General features: G+C 58.6%; 15 protein-coding genes. 14 read left to right on the top strand and 1 reads right to left on the bottom strand.

Annotated features, from left to right (window positions below; genetic code table 11):
• Positions 1–58 precede the first annotated feature (58 nt).
• From MPQ_RS06805 to MPQ_RS06750, 12 genes are all read left to right on the top strand, one after another.
• Positions 59–622 carry a sigma-70 family RNA polymerase sigma factor gene (locus MPQ_RS06805; RefSeq protein WP_013442171.1) on the top strand — a complete coding sequence of 188 codons (564 nt, stop codon included), beginning with the start codon at positions 59–61 and terminating at the stop codon, positions 620–622.
• A 4-nt stretch (positions 623–626) separates the two neighbouring features.
• The gene (locus MPQ_RS06800; protein WP_013442170.1) at positions 627–1,328 is read left to right on the top strand and encodes an anti-sigma factor domain-containing protein; all 702 of its coding nucleotides are present in this window, start codon (positions 627–629) and stop codon (positions 1,326–1,328) included.
• Between the two features lie 394 nt (positions 1,329–1,722).
• On the top strand, positions 1,723–2,652 hold the full coding sequence (locus tag MPQ_RS06795) for a MerR family transcriptional regulator (RefSeq protein WP_013442169.1): 930 nt from the start codon (positions 1,723–1,725) through the stop codon (positions 2,650–2,652).
• Between the two features lie 25 nt (positions 2,653–2,677).
• Complete coding sequence (locus MPQ_RS06790) at positions 2,678–3,724, top strand: cyclopropane-fatty-acyl-phospholipid synthase family protein (protein ID WP_013442168.1); 1,047 nt, start codon at positions 2,678–2,680, stop codon at positions 3,722–3,724.
• A gap of 14 nt (positions 3,725–3,738) precedes the next feature.
• Positions 3,739–4,290: a DUF2878 domain-containing protein gene (locus tag MPQ_RS06785; protein ID WP_013442167.1), complete on the top strand. Its 552-nt coding sequence runs from the start codon at positions 3,739–3,741 to the stop codon at positions 4,288–4,290.
• Positions 4,283–5,068, top strand: a complete 786-nt coding sequence (locus MPQ_RS06780; protein ID WP_013442166.1) for a DUF1295 domain-containing protein — start codon at positions 4,283–4,285, stop codon at positions 5,066–5,068. The genes MPQ_RS06785 and MPQ_RS06780 overlap by 8 nt, the downstream gene beginning before the upstream one ends.
• 1 nt (position 5,069) lies before the next feature.
• Positions 5,070–5,702, top strand: a complete 633-nt coding sequence (locus MPQ_RS06775; protein ID WP_013442165.1) for a DUF6134 family protein — start codon at positions 5,070–5,072, stop codon at positions 5,700–5,702.
• 2 nt (positions 5,703–5,704) lie between these two features.
• The gene (locus tag MPQ_RS06770) at positions 5,705–6,283 is read left to right on the top strand and encodes a lipocalin family protein (RefSeq protein ID WP_013442164.1); all 579 of its coding nucleotides are present in this window, start codon (positions 5,705–5,707) and stop codon (positions 6,281–6,283) included.
• Positions 6,283–7,236 (top strand): acyl-CoA desaturase, encoded by a 954-nt coding sequence (locus MPQ_RS06765; protein WP_013442163.1) that lies wholly within the window; start codon positions 6,283–6,285, stop codon positions 7,234–7,236. Before MPQ_RS06770 ends, MPQ_RS06765 begins: the two co-directional genes overlap by 1 nt.
• The gene (locus MPQ_RS06760) at positions 7,233–8,471 is read left to right on the top strand and encodes an NAD(P)/FAD-dependent oxidoreductase (RefSeq protein ID WP_013442162.1); all 1,239 of its coding nucleotides are present in this window, start codon (positions 7,233–7,235) and stop codon (positions 8,469–8,471) included. Before MPQ_RS06765 ends, MPQ_RS06760 begins: the two co-directional genes overlap by 4 nt.
• Positions 8,464–9,270, top strand: coding sequence for a DUF1365 domain-containing protein (locus MPQ_RS06755; protein WP_013442161.1), 807 nt, complete (start codon positions 8,464–8,466; stop codon positions 9,268–9,270). Before MPQ_RS06760 ends, MPQ_RS06755 begins: the two co-directional genes overlap by 8 nt.
• A 27-nt stretch (positions 9,271–9,297) precedes the next feature.
• Positions 9,298–10,587, top strand: coding sequence for a cyclopropane-fatty-acyl-phospholipid synthase family protein (locus tag MPQ_RS06750; protein WP_013442160.1), 1,290 nt, complete (start codon positions 9,298–9,300; stop codon positions 10,585–10,587).
• 6 nt (positions 10,588–10,593) lie between these two features.
• Here the strand turns inward: MPQ_RS06750 and MPQ_RS06745 are convergent, their stop codons facing one another.
• Positions 10,594–11,121 (bottom strand): bifunctional 2-polyprenyl-6-hydroxyphenol methylase/3-demethylubiquinol 3-O-methyltransferase UbiG, encoded by a 528-nt coding sequence (locus MPQ_RS06745; protein ID WP_013442159.1) that lies wholly within the window; start codon positions 11,119–11,121, stop codon positions 10,594–10,596.
• 155 nt (positions 11,122–11,276) lie between these two features.
• Between MPQ_RS06745 and mnmC the strand changes: the two genes are divergently transcribed.
• On the top strand, positions 11,277–13,343 hold the full coding sequence (gene mnmC, locus MPQ_RS06740; RefSeq protein WP_013442158.1) for a bifunctional tRNA (5-methylaminomethyl-2-thiouridine)(34)-methyltransferase MnmD/FAD-dependent 5-carboxymethylaminomethyl-2-thiouridine(34) oxidoreductase MnmC: 2,067 nt from the start codon (positions 11,277–11,279) through the stop codon (positions 13,341–13,343).
• 9 nt (positions 13,344–13,352) lie between these two features.
• The gene (locus MPQ_RS06735) at positions 13,353–15,446 is read left to right on the top strand and encodes a glycosyltransferase family 41 protein (protein WP_013442157.1); all 2,094 of its coding nucleotides are present in this window, start codon (positions 13,353–13,355) and stop codon (positions 15,444–15,446) included.
• Positions 15,447–15,450: the final 4 nt, after the last annotated feature.

The following is a 15,450-nucleotide window of genomic DNA, read 5'->3' as shown; positions in this document are numbered from 1 at the left end:
TGAGCCGGAGTATAAAGACTTATCAAACGCCATACCACTAACCAGACTAATAAGCACAATGGCCACCTCCCCTCCATCTCCCGCCGAACTTTCATTGCTGCTTGCCAGAACATCGCAGGGTGATCGGCATGCCTTCAGCAAGCTCTACGACGCAACTTCGGCGAAACTATTCGGGCTTGCCGTACGTATATTGACCAGACGCGATCTGGCGGAGGAGGCCCTGCAGGATGCATTTGTCAGTATCTGGCACCACGCCGGCAGTTTTAATGAAGACAAAGCCTCGGCCATGACCTGGATGACTACTATCGTGCGCAACCGCTGCCTGGATCTGTTACGAGCCATGCCGCATGAGCACGGACTGGGGGAGGATCAGGATTTTGACCAATGGGCATCGGAAGATCTCAGTCCCATCGAGCAGGCTATTTCAGGACAGGAAGCCCATGTGCTGCTGAACTGCATGAAAGCCCTGGCACCCCTTCAGCGCCAGGCGATTGCCATGAGTTATTTCCATGGTCTGGCACACGAACAACTGGCCCAGCAATTGATTCAGCCACTAGGCACGATCAAGACCTGGATACGCCGGGGATTGCAGTCTCTGAAAAACTGCATTGCGAAGGCCTGAGAATATGAACTACGACAACGACAACCTGAAAGACATGCTGTCAGCAGAATATGTGCTGGGCACCCTGCGAGGCAGAGCGCGGCGACGCTTTCTCCGGCTGGTGGAAACCCGGCCTGAATGGCAGGCAGCCATCGACTGGTGGCGTCACAGACTGAATTTGCTGGCGGACATGGTGCCTGCCATCGCACCGCGCAAGGAAGTATGGCAGCACATCGAGATCCGCCTGTATGGACAACGCCTGCGCTCTGCACTTAACTGGTGGCGCGGTCTGGCCTTGGCTGCCAGCGGTTTTGTCGTGGTGCTGGCCGTGTTCATGGTGCTGCAAGCCCAGCAGCCTGCCGGTGTGACATCGCCCGCTCCGACCAATGTCGCGGTGCTGACCGATAATAATGCCAAGGCCGGGTGGATGCTCAGCCTGACCCGAAGCGCCGATGGCAAAGCCGAGATGCACGCGGCAGCCTTGCCATCACTCCAGGCCATCCCTGATAAATCCTTCGAACTCTGGATATTGCCAGCGGATAAATCTGCCCCGGTTTCGCTGGGCATTCTGCCGCAGCAAGGCAAAGGCAGCATGCCGATCCCCCCAACGCTGCTTGCAGCGCTTGATACGGGCGGTCTGGCTGTCACTCTTGAACCGCAAGGCGGCTCGCCATCAGGTTCACCTACCGGCCCTGTGCTCTATCAAGGCAAGCTCGCTCAAATTTAGCAGGCAGCTCAGCAAGCCCGAACCGCCAAACCAGGCTTTCTCACTCAGCCTCTGCTGTATCAGCTTGTGCAGCCAGAGTTTATGCACTTCGTGGCAACGGCACTCTGGTGTCGCTATGCCTGTCCACGTTGCGCTGGAATCAATTCGCCTGCTTGTGCATTTTCTTGAATCCAAATTTCAGCTTGCAACGTATATAGCCATATAGCGAATCACAAACAGCCTTGCTGAATTGCATAAGTTAATTTGAATAAGTATTGAATAGGTATTTTCTGAATAAGTTATTGATGTATAAATAAATTAAACTTTTGAATAAGATTTGAATCGAAATATAACAAAAGTGATGTGAGATGAATCACACGCTATTAAAACAGTGTTTCCTTTTCAGGAGTCAGTCATGCCCAATCCAGATGTAGATGCTTATCCTATACGTACCGTCTCGGCATTAACCGGGATCAATCCTGTCACGCTGCGGACCTGGGAACGCCGTTATCGATTGATCGAGCCGGTACGCACTCCCAAAGGACATCGTCTGTATACCAAAGACCAGATCGCGATTTTGCACAGGGTGGTGGATCTGCTGGATAAGGGCATCCCCATCAGCCGCATCAATTTTTCGCTGATTTCTGGCGAAGCCAATACCTACAGCAATCAGGAAGAAGAGTTCTGGAACCGCCTGATCACCCGCATGACTGCGGCCGTGGCCAATTTTGATGAAGTGGTGCTGGAAAGCACCTACAACGAAGCGCTGTCGCTTTATTCCATTGAAATCGTCACCGACATGTTGCTGATGCCCATGTTGATACGTCTGGGTGAGCGCTGGGAAAGAGGCGACGGCACCGTGGCCGAGGAACACTTCTTTGGGGTGTATCTGCGCAACAAGCTGGGGGCCCGCTTTCATCACCGCAAACGTCGCGATTATGGCCCTGCCCTGTTGACCGCCTGCATGCCAGGGGAGCGCCACGAAGCCGGCATCCTGCTTTTCGCGCTTAGCGCTTATGACCATGGCTATCGCTGCATTTTGCTGGGCACGGACATGCCGCTGGAAGAACTGCCGGCCGCTGTCGTGCAATCGAAGTCGCGCGGCATTGTGTTGTCCGCCTCATTCATCACCGATGCATCGCTGATCAAACGTCAGCTCACCCATCTGGTGAATGCGACCAATGTGCCGGTGTTTGTCGGCGGCCAGTCCTCCGTCACGCTGCATGACGCCATCAAGGAAGCCGGTGCCGTGCCGCTAGGCATGGAGATCGAGCAAAGCTTCAAGCGCATAGCCGAGTCATTCAAGAACAAATTTGCGCAGAGCCTGAATGTGGCAAGCGTTTAACCTCTGTATTTATTAAGGATTTTTCATGCAAGTCACCAAACTGGCGATTGACTGGTCTGAACGCGGACTGGTCCCTGATTATGCGATACGCGCCGGTATACGGCGCCTGCTGGAAGTTCGCTTGCAGGACATCGCAGCGGCAGATTGCGCCGCGGCCGCAGACATTGAAAACACCTTCATCAACAGCATGCGGGAAGCGCCGATTGCTCTGGTGCCTGAGCTGGCCAATGCACAGCATTACGAGGTTCCAGCCCAGTTTTTTCAGCATTGCCTGGGCAAGCATCGCAAATACAGCTCGTGCTACTGGGATAAAAATACGCGCACGCTGGACGAAGCAGAAGCTCTGGCCCTGCAGCTGACCTGCGAACATGCAGACCTGCAGGATGGACACTCCATACTGGAGCTGGGCTGCGGCTGGGGTTCCCTCACCTTGTGGATGGCCAAGCATTATCCTTCCAGCCGCATCACGGCTGTCTCCAACTCCAAGTCGCAACGTGAATACATCATGTCGGAAGCCCTGAAGCGCGGCTTGCCAAATATTCAGGTGATTACCTGCGATATGAATGAATTCAATCCCGGCATGCAGTTTGACCGCATTGTGTCGGTCGAGATGTTTGAGCATATGCGCAACTACGACACCATGTTCAAGCATGTGCATGACTGGCTGGTGCCCGGCGGGCGCTTCTTCATGCATATCTTCGTGCACAAGCTGACGCCGTATGCCTTTGAAGTCGCAGGCGATGACGACTGGATGAGCCGGTTCTTCTTCTCGGGCGGCATGATGCCTAGCGACGACCTGCCATTGCGCTTCCAGCGGCATTTGCAGTTGCGTCAGATGTGGCGCTGGGATGGCACCCACTATGAAAAAACGGCCAATGCATGGCTGGCCAATATGGACGAGCATGCAGCGGCGATTGAACCTGTGCTGGCCGCCACCTATGGCGCCCAACAGACCGAAATGTGGCGCAATCGCTGGCGCATCTTCTTCATGTCATGTGCAGAGCTGTTCGGCTACAACAACGGCCAGGAGTGGTGGGTCAGCCACTACCAGTTTGAGCGCCCCGCGGCTTGAGATCGTCACCACCCATGTCCTTGAAAGTAATCAACTTCGTGCTGTTTCAGCTGGGCTGGATGGCCTGTGTCTGGGGCGGCGCCCATGGACTGCCCTGGCTGGGCGTGGCATGCACGGTGCCCATCCTCTACTGGCATCTGCGCCAGGCATTGCTTCCCGGGCAGGAAACCAGGCTGCTCCTGCTTGCCATGGTCATGGGCGGCCTGTTTGACCAGGCTTTGCTGACGCTTGAGCTGGTGAGCTACCCCGCCTCGGCATGGCCGGCAGGCTTGCTGCCGCTATGGATGCTTTGCCTGTGGTTGCTGTTTGCTTCCACGCTGAATGTCAGCCTGCGCTGGCTGCGCGGCTCCATGCCATTGGCAGCGGTGTTCGGCTTGATCGGTGGACCGCTGGCATATCTGGCGGCAAGCCGGATAGGCGCTGTGACACTGGCATCCGGTTACCTGCCATGGCTGGTGCTTGCATTGGCCTGGGCAATCCTCACGCCACTGTTATTGTGGCTCTCAATCCGCTTTGATGGCTATGCCGTGGCGGCAGATCAACAGCACGGGTGGTCTCATGTTTGACGGCAGCATTTATTTGCAAGGGCTGGCCGCCATGGCCTTATTTGGTCTGGCGGGCTGGGGTATCAGTGTCTACCGGCACAACGTCACCATTATCGACAGCATGTGGAGCCTGTTTTTCCTGCTCGGCGCCGGCATTTATGCCTGGCTGGGCGGCGTCGAGCCACGTACCTGGCTAATTCTCGGCCTGGTCACGATCTGGGCGCTACGTTTGACCATTTACCTCAGCTGGCGCAATCGCGGCCCGCATGAAGATCATCGCTACCAGGCCATACGCCGCAACAACGAGCCGCATTTCTGGCTAAAAAGCCTCTACATCATTTTTGGTTTGCAGGCGGTGCTGGCCTGGCTGGTTTCCCTGCCCTTGCTGGGCAGCCTGCTATCTAATGCTCCGCTTGGCTGGCTCGATGTGCTGGGGGTCGCGCTCTGGTTGAACGGGCTGGTGTGGGAAAGCCTGGCGGACTGGCAGCTCGCCCGCTTCAAGGCCAGTGCACCCGCCGGTGCCGTGATGGATCGCGGGGTATGGCGATACAGCCGCCATCCGAATTACTTCGGCGAATTCAGCATCTGGTGGGGCTTCTATTTGCTGGCGCTTTCAGCTGGTGCATGGTGGGCACTGCCCGGGCCATTGCTGATGACCTTGCTGCTGCTAAAAGTGAGTGGTGTGGCCTTGCTGGAGAAAGATATAGCCGACCGGCGCCCTGCTTACGCCCACTACGTAAAAACCACCCCGGCGTTCTTTCCCTGGTTTCCAGAATCTCGCCTGCCCGAGGAGAAATAAGATGAAGTTCTGGCACGTCAGCGGGATTGCTTTGGCCTTTGTTTGCCACAGTGCGCATGCGCAGGAGTGGCAATTCAATGTCTTCCTGGATGAAAAACCCATAGGCCAGCATCGCTTTGCGCTGGAGGAAAACGGCGCCCAGCGTACCCTTACCAGCGAAGCCAGCTTTGATGTGAAGTTTTTATTCGTCAATGCCTATCGTTATCGCCACACGGCCAAAGAGCAGTGGAATGGCAATTGCCTGAACGCGATTGAGGCCCGTACCGAAGAAAACCGCGAGACCACCATCGTCAAGGGCGCCCTGGACAAAAGTACGGATAAAGCCGCCTTTGTGCTGCAGTCGCCCAAGCCCAAAACGCTGGGCGATTGTGTCATGACCTTTGCCTACTGGAATCCGGCCATGCTGAAGCAGACGCGCTTGCTGAATCCGCAGACCGGCGAGTACCTGGACACCCGAATTACCGCCCTGGGCAAGGAAAGCATCACCGTGAAAGGCCAACCCACCGATGCCGAGCATTACCGGCTGGAGGCGCCCAAACTCAAGATAGACCTGTGGTATTCCAGTGATCAGCAATGGCTGGCACTGCGCTCTACCACCCCGGAAGGCTACATCATCAACTACAGGGTACGCTAATCATGCAAAACTCCCGTTTCAAATCCCGCAGCCTGGCGTGTGTTGCCGCATTTGTCGCCAGCCTGCTTGGCGGTTGCGCGACGCAACAGCTGCCCCCCATAACACCGGTACCCGAGGTTGATCTCGCCCGTTTCATGGGGCCGTGGTATGTCATCGCCGTGATTCCCACCGCGATTGAAACCGAAGCCTACAACGCCGTGGAGTCATACCAGCTGGACAAAGACGGCACCATCGCCACGACCTTCACCTTCAACAAGGGGGCGTTTGATGGCCCGCTCAAAACCTATAACCCACGCGGTTTTGTCCGCGAGGGCACCAATAACGCCGTATGGGGCATGCAGTTTATCTGGCCGATCAAGGCGGAATATCTGATTGCCTATCTGGATAGCGACTATCAGCACACCATCATTGCCCGCAATGCCCGCGATTACGTGTGGATCATGGCGCGGCAGCCGCAGATCAGCGAAGACACCTACCAGAAGCTGGTCGCCGAGGTGATTGCGCTGGGCTACGATAGCCGCGCCTTGCGCAAGGTGCCGCAGCAAGCCCTGCCGACCACGCCAGCCAAGGGGGCGGATTGATGCCGCAGGCAAGACCGATACAGCAACGGCTGCTGCGCTGGCTAGACAGCTCTATTGCGCCCGCAAACGTGGATGCCCATGTTGGCAATCAAGTGGACTGGCTGCGCGCCCTGCCCTTTGTGGCCTTGCACCTCGCTTGCCTGGCGGTGATCTGGGTGGGCTGGAGCCCGGTCGCCGTGCTGGTGGCGGGCCTGCTTTATCTGGTGCGCATGTTTGCCATTACCGGGTTTTACCATCGCTATTTTTCGCACCGCGCCTTCAAGACCAGCCGTTTCATGCAGTTTGTATTTGCCTTGCTGGGGGCGACGGCTGTGCAGCGCGGGCCGTTGTGGTGGGCTTCCATGCACCGCCATCACCACGCCAATTCAGACCGGGTGGAAGACGCTCACTCGCCCGTCCATCATGGATTTTTCTGGAGCCATGTGGGCTGGTTTTTATCGGATGCACATTTTGCCACCCGCACCGAGCGTGTGAAGGAGCTGGCCGCTTTTCCCGAACTCCGTTTTCTGGACCGCTTTGACGTCGTGGTGCCCTTGCTGCTGGCTGCTGGCATTTATGCGCTGGGCGCATGGCTGGAGAGCATACGGCCCGAATGGGGCACCAATGGCTGGCAGATGCTGGTGTGGGGCTTTGTCATCTCCACCGTGCTGCTTTACCACGCCACCTTCAGCGTCAATTCACTGGCACATCACTGGGGCAGCCGTCGCTACCAGACCGCCGACCAGAGCCGCAACAATGCGCTGATTGCCCTGTTCACCCTGGGCGAAGGCTGGCACAACAACCATCACCATTATCCCGGGGCCGCGCGCCAAGGCTTCTACTGGTGGGAAATCGACATTACCTGGTATGGGCTGAAAGCCCTGCAGGCGCTGGGCTTGATTCGCGACTTGCGCAGCATTCCCGCAGACATACGCAATGCCCGGCGCGTGAATAGCAACGAGAGCATCTTATGAAAATCGCCATTATCGGCGCCGGTATCGCCGGCAACACCCTGGCTTACCATCTGCATCGCGAACACGACATCACCGTCTTTGAAGCGGGAAGCTACATTGGCGGCCATACGCATACCCATGACATCCAGCACGAAGGCAAGTCTTATGCGGTGGATACCGGCTTCATCGTGTTCAACGACCGCACCTACCCCAATTTCATCCAGTTGCTGAATGAGATCGGCGTGGGCTGGCAGGATAGCGACATGAGCTTCAGCGTGCGCTGCGAAAAAACCGGGCTGGAGTACAACGGCACCACGCTCAACTCGCTGTTTGCCCAGCGCCGCAATCTGCTGCGCCCCGCGTTCTATCGCATGATCAATGACATCCTGCGCTTTAACCGCGAGTCGCTGGAACTGCTGGAAGAAGGCGAGGAAATCCCGCTGGGTGATTATCTGGCGCGCCACGGCTACCGCCAGGATTTTATCGATTACTACATCATCCCCATGGGCTCGGCCATCTGGTCAACCGAACCGCGCCAGATGCTGGCGTTTCCAGCCCGGTTTTTTGTGCGGTTTTTCCATCACCACGGCATGCTCACGGTTAACGACAGACCACAATGGCGCGTGATACGCGGCGGCTCGGCGAGCTATGCCGAGGCGCTGACCGCCGGGTTTGCAGATCGCATACGCCTCAACACGCCGGTGAGCCAGGTGCGTCGCCTGGAACACGCGGTCGCCATTACCCCGGCAGGTGGCACGGAAGAACTCTACGACTGGGTGTTTTTTGCCTGCCACAGCGATCAGGCTCTGCGCCTGCTGGCCGATGCAACACCCGCTGAGCGCGAAGTGCTGGAGGCGATTCCCTATCAGGAAAACAGCATAGTCCTGCATAGCGACCGGCGCCTGCTGCCCAAGCGCAAGCTGGCATGGGCCGCCTGGAATTACCACGTAACCCCAACGCCGACCGACCGGGTGGCGGTCACCTACAACATGAACATCCTGCAGGGCCTGCAGTCCCGCGAGCCATTGCTGGTCACGCTGAATCACACTGCTGGAATCGCCGAAGACAAGATCATCAAGCAGCTCACGTATCATCACCCGGTATACACCACTGCCGGGGCGGCAGCCCAGCTGCGCCATGCGGAAATCAGCGGTGTGAATCGCACCGCTTATGCAGGCGCCTACTGGCGCAATGGTTTTCATGAAGATGGCGTGGTCAGCGCCCTGCGTGCGCTGGAGCATTTCAAGCATGCCTGACGCACGTCATTCTGACACCTGCAACAGCCTGAAGACGCCAAAGAGCGCGATCTACAGCGGCGTGGTGCGGCATCGCCGCTTCATGCCTGTGCTACATGCCTTCCGCTATCGGCTGTTCATGATGTATCTCGATCTCGACGAGTTGCCTACGCTGTTCAGCCAGCGCTGGCTTTGGTCATCGCGCCGGCGCAATCTGGCCTGGTTCAAGCGCAGTGATTATCTGGGCGACCCGAGTGTGTCGCTCAAGACCGCGGTGCAGCAACTGGTGCATGAGCAAACCGGCATTACGCTGACCGGCCCCATCCGCCTGCTCACGCACATGCGCTATTTTGGCTATTGCTTCAACCCGGTCAGTTTTTACTATTGCTTTGATGCGGATGGCACCACCCTGCGCGCCATCGTCGCCGACATTACCAACACGCCATGGGGCGAGCGCCACGCCTATGTATTGAACTGCGATAAGCCGCAAAAAGGCGGCTTTCGCTTTGCCATGCGCAAGGATTTTCATGTGTCGCCGTTCATGCCTATGGATATCGACTACGACTGGTTTTTTTCGACGCCAGGCGCCGAGTTGAATGTGCATATGCGCAATCTGCATGCGGACGGCAAGATGTTTGATGCCACCCTGCAATTGCAGCGACAGCCTCTGAGTGGTGTTCGTCTTAACCTGCTGCTGTTCCAGTACCCACTGATGACGCTGAACGTGATTCGTGCCATCTACTGGCAAGCGCTACGGCTGTGGCTGAAGCGTGTGCCCTTTTTCAGTCATCCGCAACCCGCCGACTCCCGGCAACCTTAACTCTCGCTGAGTCTTCACATGAAAAACATGAGCCTGAAATCCATGACATCCAAGCCTGCCCTGCCCACCGTTAGCCCGATCACCCGTTTGCCGCAAAAAGCCGGCTGGCTGCAATCGCTTGCCAGAAAACTGGTGCTGCAACGTCTGGCCCGCCTGAGCCGGGGCGAGCTGATCGTGAGCGAGCAGCAGGAAACGCTGCATTTTGGCCAACCCGGCTCGGGCTTGCGTGTGCATCTCACCGTGCTGGATGCCCGTTTCTATGCAGACATTGCCTTTGCCGGCTCCATAGGCGCAGGCGAGGCTTACATGCAAGGCTACTGGCAGTGCGATGACCTCACCGGGCTGATTCGTCTCATGGCGATCAACCAATCGGTGATGGACACGCTGGAAGGCGGCTTTGCCAGCCTGTTCAAGCCCTTGCTGAAAGGCCTGCACTGGCTGAACCGCAATACCGAGCAAGGCAGCCGCAAGAATATTGCCGCGCATTATGATTTGGGCAACGACATGTTCCAGCTGTTTCTGGACCCGACCATGATGTATTCCTCCGCCATCTTCGCGCGCGATGACATGACGCTGGAACAAGCCTCTTTGCACAAGCTGGAGCGTATCTGCCAGAAGCTGCAGCTCAGTCCGGCGGATCATGTGGTCGAGATTGGTACTGGCTGGGGCGGTTTTGCCATCTATGCCGCCAGCCACTATGGCTGCAAGGTGACCACCACCACCATCTCGCAAGCGCAGTATGACCTGGCGCAACAGCGCGTGGCGACAGCCGGGTTGGGCGACAAGATCAATATCCTGCTGACGGATTATCGTGAGCTGGAAGGCCAATACGACAAGCTGGTGTCGATCGAGATGATCGAGGCCGTGGGCTATCAGTTTTACGATACCTACTTCGCACAGTGCGCCCGCCTTTTGAAGCCGGAAGGCATGATGCTGCTGCAAGCCATCACCATTGCCGACCAGCGCTACGATGCGGCCCGCCGCTCGGTGGATTTTATCCAGCGCTATATTTTCCCCGGCAGTTGCATCCCTTCGGTCACCGCCATGCTGCAAAGCATTACCCGGGCGACTGATATGCGCCTGTTTGACCTGGAAGACATAGGCCCGCATTACGCCCGCACCCTGGCCGAGTGGCGCCATAACTTCTTCCGCAATGAGGCCGCCATACGGGCGCTGGGTTACCCCGATGAGTTTATCCGGATGTGGGAGTTTTATCTGTGCTATTGCGAGGGTGGCTTTGCCGAGCGTGCGCTGGGCGATGTGCACATGCTGCTGGTCAAGCCGGAAAACCGCCGGGCACCGGTGGCTGTAGCTTAACCTGAATCAGCTGGCCTGCTTGCGCGCGCAAATGCGCTGCATCATGGCGGGTGTCTGCTGCTTGAACAAACCCTGCTCAAAGGCGAGCACCTCAAACCCTGGCGTCACCACTTGCCGCAGTTCATCCGGCTCCAGCAGAAAATCCGGGTTCTGCGGTCGTCCCAGCAGCTCCTGCCCGCGCATAAAGGTTTCGTAGATCAGGAGACCGCCGGGCTTGATGCTGGATAACAGCGAAGGAAACAATGGCCGGTGCAGATATCGGCACACCACCACGGCATCAAAAAGATCTACGCCATAAGGCCATGGATCCGACTCCAGGTCAGCACATAGCGCCTCTACATTGGCGAGCTTGCTGAGGCCTATGCAAGCCGTCGCATCAATATCCACCGCCTCGACGCGAAAGCCCTGGGCTGCCAGCCAGCGCGTATTGCGGCCATAACCCGCCGCCACATCCAGCACATGCGCACCCGCTGGCAAGCCGGTGAGATGCTGGCGCAGCCAGACAGAGGCTTCATTGGTCGGTAGCGGCGTCATCTGGCAAGCGTGCCGGGGAGAATGGGGATGTACAGGGTGCGCATATATCGTATTATACAGCGCAGTCTTTTAAAGACAGCGTTCAAGACAGCCATCCGGAATTTCATACCTCAGCATGCAAGCCCAAGTCAGATACTCCAAACGCAGGTACGCCCATGATTGAATGGCGCGATGGCGAGCCCTACTCCACGGTCTACCAGGATGTCTATTTCTCGCGTGAGAGCGGGCCGGACGAAACGCGCCATGTCTTTCTGCAGCACAACCAGCTGCGCGAGCGCTGGCTTGCCATGCATAGTCAGCCAGGCCAGGGAAATGAGGTGCATCAGGCGCGCCATTTCACCATCGCCGAAACCGGTTTTGGCACCGGGCTCAACCTGCTGTGCGCCTGGCAACTGTGGGAAGAAACCGCCCCGCATGATGCCCGCCTGCATTTCATCAGCACCGAAAAACACCCGCTCAGCCTCAGTGACATGCAGCAGGCCTGGGCCAGCTGGCCGGAATTTTCCCGCTACAGCGCGGAGCTGCTAGCCCAATACCAATGGCTGGCGCCCGGCATGCACAGGCTCTCGCTGGCGAATGGCCGCGTGGTACTCACCTTGCTGATTGGCGATGTGGCTGAAACCTTGCCCAGCCTGCGGGCCTCGGTGGACGCCTGGTTTCTCGATGGCTTTGCGCCGTCGCGCAATCCAGAGATGTGGCAGGCACCATTGTTTACGCAAATGGCCCGCCTCTCGCATGCCGAGACCACCTTTGCCACCTTCACCAGCGCCGGTATCGTCAAACGCGGTTTGCAGGCGGCAGGCTTTGTGGTGCGCAAGGTGCCCGGCCATGGCCGTAAGCGCGAGATGCTTGCTGGACATGTTGGCGGCAAGCCGCTTGAGCAAAGCCCTGGCGAATCCGTTAATCAAGCAACGGCGCAAGATGCTCCGGCATCCGTCGCTATCTCTGGGCCAGCATCCACCGCCAGGCAACGTCATGCAGCGCCTGTGCGCCCTGTCCCACACTCCTCAGGCAAGGCCATTGTTATTGGCGGCGGCATTGCCGGGTGTGCAACGAGTCACGCCTTGGCTCAACGCGGCTGGCAGGTCACGCTGATCGAACGTCACTCGCAGATTGCCGAGGCCGCCTCCGGCAATCCACTGGGCGTGCTTTACCCGCGCCTGGCCGGGCAAGACATCATTCTCAGTCGCCTCGCCCAGCATGGGTTTTTGCACAGTTTGCGCCTGTTGCAACAATTGCAACTGAGCGCAGCGGACCATGCGCGCTGCGGTTTGCTGCAGCTGGCGTACGATGCACGTGAGCGCGAGCGCTGCCTGGCAATAGCCGCACGTGATTTGCCGCCAGATCTCGTGCAATGGTTATCCAGTGCTGAAGCCAGTGCGCTTGCCGGACAGGCGGTAGCGCAGGATGCCTTGTATTTCCCCGCTGGCGGCTGGGTGCATCCCCCGGCCTTTTGTCGCGCATTGGTGAACCATGCAAACATCCATCAGCGCCTGTCCACCCAGGCGCTCAACATTCAGCGAGTGGGCGATGAATGGCAGGTCATCGGCGTCGATGGCTTGCTGGAGACTGCACCGGTGCTGGTAATTGCCGCTGCCACCGATAGCGCGCGCTTTGACCTGACAGCGCATTTGCCCCTGCAAAATGTGCGCGGGCAGATTACCCTGCTTCCAGCCACCGCTACGGATGTCCCGCTGAATAATATCGTCTGCAGCGATGGCTATATCAGCCCCGCCGTGCAAGGTCGCCATTGCCTGGGCGCCACCTTTGACGCGGACGATGCCGATGCCAGCGTCAAAGCACAGGACCATGCCAGCAATCTCGCCATGCTGGCGCGCACTCTGCCCGCCATGCACGCCAGCCTTCCACCGCTGGACCTTGACACCCTGGAGGGGCGCACCGCATTTCGTGCCGCCACGCCGGATTACCTGCCCATGGCAGGCCCGGTACTCGATGCGAAGGCCCTGCAAGCCCAGCCACCGCGCCATACCGCCAACCCGGCGGACTTGCCCTGGCTGCCGGGCTTGTATGTCAATACCGGCCACGGCTCCAAAGGCCTGATCAATGCCCCGCTGTGCGCCGAGATGCTGGCGAGTGCTATTGCGGGTGAACCTGCCCCGGTCGATAGCAAACTGCTCGCGGCATTGGACCCCAACCGTTTTCTGCTGCGCAGCATGGGCTTGAAGCGCCTGGTGCTTGGCCTCGCTGCCTATCCCTCGTAAAATCGGTTTATGTCACCCACGCAACTTTACCAACAGGCCAGCGGCGCCCATCGTGAAGGCCGCTTTCAGCAGGCAGAACTTCTCTACCGTCAATTGCTGCAACATGCGCCGCGCCATGCCGATGGCCTGCATATGCTGGGCATCCTCTGCTACCAGACCGAACGCGCCGCCGAGGCGGCCGAACTGATCGCTCAAGCGGTCGCATTGGAGCCGCGCAATGCCGATATGCTGATCAACCATGGATTGACCCTGCGTGCGGCAGGCAAGCGGCAAGAGGCCCTGAAAAGCTACGAGCGCGCCATGCTGCTGACGCCCAAGGATCTGGTGCTGCAAAACAATCTGGGTAACCTCTACCAGGAGCTGGGGCGTTTTCAAGACGCCGCCGCCTGTTACCGCCGCGTATTGCGTGTGCATCCGGGTGAAGCCGAAGTGCGGGATGCCCTCGGCCATAGCCTGCTGGGCTGGGGCAATGCCTGCCAGGATGCTGGACGCTATGCCGAGGCCGAGCGCTGTTACGAAGAAGCGCTGACGCTGGCGCCCAACGATGCAGCCCTGCATTTCAACCTCGGCAACGCCAGGCGTGAGCTGGGCAAAACCGCGCAGGCCGCCGCCAGCTATCAGCGTGCCATTGCGCTATCTCCTGACGATGCCGATGCCCACAACAATCTGGGTAACGCCTTGCGCGAGCTGGGCCAGCTGCCGGAGGCGATAGCCTGCTACCAGCGCGCACTGGCGCTAAAGCCTGATCTCTACCATGCACGGATTCACCTGATACACCAGCAGCAACATGCGGCCGACTGGCGAGGGCTGGAGCAGCAGATAGACGAAGTGCGGGGCTGGTTGCATAGCGCGCCCACTGCGCAGATTTCGCCGTTTGCCTTTCTGGCCATGCCGGGCACCACGGCCGCCGAGCAGCGCCTTTGCGCAGAGCGCTGGCTGGAGAATCGCTATGCCAGCCTGACCGCCCAGGCCAGCGAGCTGGCCTTTACCCATATCCGCCATGAGAACACGCCATTGCGCGTCGGTTATCTGTCGGCAGATTTTCGGCGACATCCACTGGCGGCGCTGGTGACCGAGCTGCTGGAACTGCATGATCGCGATCAGCTGGAGGTGTTTGCGTACTCGTATGGCGTGGATGACAGTAGTCCTGAACGGCAACGCCTGCAGCATGCAGTGGATCACTTTGTCGACATTCGCGCACTCTCGCTGGTCGATGCTGCCAAGCGCATCCATGCCGATGGCATTGATATTCTGGTTGACCTTACCGGCTTTACCCAAAGCAGCCGCACAGGCATTGTCGCCTTGCGGCCTGCGCCCATCAGCATCAACTGGCTGGGCTTCCCGGGCAGCATGGGCAGCCTGCACGGCAAGCCGCTGTTTGACTATGTGCTGAGTGATGCCTACATCACCCCAGCCGCCAGCCAGCCGGACTATGCCGAGCGCTTGCTGTTGCTGCCGGGCAGCTACCAGCCCAATGACAGAAACCGCCCTATCGGCAAAACCCCTGCCCGGGTTGACTATGGCTTGCCTGAAGAGGCTTTCGTTTATTGCTGCTTTAATCAGAGCTTCAAGATCACCCCGACAGTTTTCGCCTGCTGGATGCGTATCTTGCAGCAGGTGCCCGACAGCGTGCTGTGGCTGCTGGAGAGCAATGCCACCGCTACCGCCAACCTGCAGCAGGCCGCCAAGACGGCAGGCATAGACCCGGCACGGCTGGTGTTTGCTCCGCGCGTTGCCATGGCCGACCATCTGGCCCGCCACGCGCTGGCCGATTTGTTCCTGGATACCTTGCCCTATAACGCCCACACCACCGCCAGCGACGCTCTGTGGATGTGCCTGCCGGTGCTGACCTGCAGCGGCGATACCTTTGCCTCGCGCGTGGCGGGCAGTCTTTTGCATGCGGTGAATCTGCCCGAACTGATTGCGCCTGACATGGCGGCCTATGAGGCCATGGCGATCAGCCTGAGACATGATGCTGCAACCCTGGAGGGATTGCGCGAACGCTTGCAGCAAGCCTCCGCAGACTTGCCATTGTTCGACACCCGCCACTTTGCCCGGAAGCTGGAAGCGGTATATCAGGACATCTGGCGGGCGCAGCGCTAGCGAT

Origin of the sequence: Methylovorus sp. MP688 (assembly GCF_000183115.1) — a bacterium.
GTDB classification, from domain to species: domain Bacteria; phylum Pseudomonadota; class Gammaproteobacteria; order Burkholderiales; family Methylophilaceae; genus Methylovorus; species Methylovorus glucosotrophus.
The sequence above is the reverse complement of the archived record's forward strand: the minus strand, read 5'-3'. Positions and strand labels throughout refer to the sequence as shown.

Coding starts and splice junctions, on each gene's coding strand:
- MPQ_RS06805 (WP_013442171.1), top strand. CDS start 59: ATGGCCACCTCCCCTCCATCTCCCGCCGAACTTTCATTGCTGCTTGCC.
- MPQ_RS06800 (WP_013442170.1), top strand. CDS start 627: ATGAACTACGACAACGACAACCTGAAAGACATGCTGTCAGCAGAATAT.
- MPQ_RS06795 (WP_013442169.1), top strand. CDS start 1,723: ATGCCCAATCCAGATGTAGATGCTTATCCTATACGTACCGTCTCGGCA.
- MPQ_RS06790 (WP_013442168.1), top strand. CDS start 2,678: ATGCAAGTCACCAAACTGGCGATTGACTGGTCTGAACGCGGACTGGTC.
- MPQ_RS06785 (WP_013442167.1), top strand. CDS start 3,739: ATGTCCTTGAAAGTAATCAACTTCGTGCTGTTTCAGCTGGGCTGGATG.
- MPQ_RS06780 (WP_013442166.1), top strand. CDS start 4,283: ATGTTTGACGGCAGCATTTATTTGCAAGGGCTGGCCGCCATGGCCTTA.
- MPQ_RS06775 (WP_013442165.1), top strand. CDS start 5,070: ATGAAGTTCTGGCACGTCAGCGGGATTGCTTTGGCCTTTGTTTGCCAC.
- MPQ_RS06770 (WP_013442164.1), top strand. CDS start 5,705: ATGCAAAACTCCCGTTTCAAATCCCGCAGCCTGGCGTGTGTTGCCGCA.
- MPQ_RS06765 (WP_013442163.1), top strand. CDS start 6,283: ATGCCGCAGGCAAGACCGATACAGCAACGGCTGCTGCGCTGGCTAGAC.
- MPQ_RS06760 (WP_013442162.1), top strand. CDS start 7,233: ATGAAAATCGCCATTATCGGCGCCGGTATCGCCGGCAACACCCTGGCT.
- MPQ_RS06755 (WP_013442161.1), top strand. CDS start 8,464: ATGCCTGACGCACGTCATTCTGACACCTGCAACAGCCTGAAGACGCCA.
- MPQ_RS06750 (WP_013442160.1), top strand. CDS start 9,298: ATGAGCCTGAAATCCATGACATCCAAGCCTGCCCTGCCCACCGTTAGC.
- MPQ_RS06745 (WP_013442159.1), bottom strand. CDS start 11,121: ATGACGCCGCTACCGACCAATGAAGCCTCTGTCTGGCTGCGCCAGCAT.
- mnmC (WP_013442158.1), top strand. CDS start 11,277: ATGATTGAATGGCGCGATGGCGAGCCCTACTCCACGGTCTACCAGGAT.
- MPQ_RS06735 (WP_013442157.1), top strand. CDS start 13,353: ATGTCACCCACGCAACTTTACCAACAGGCCAGCGGCGCCCATCGTGAA.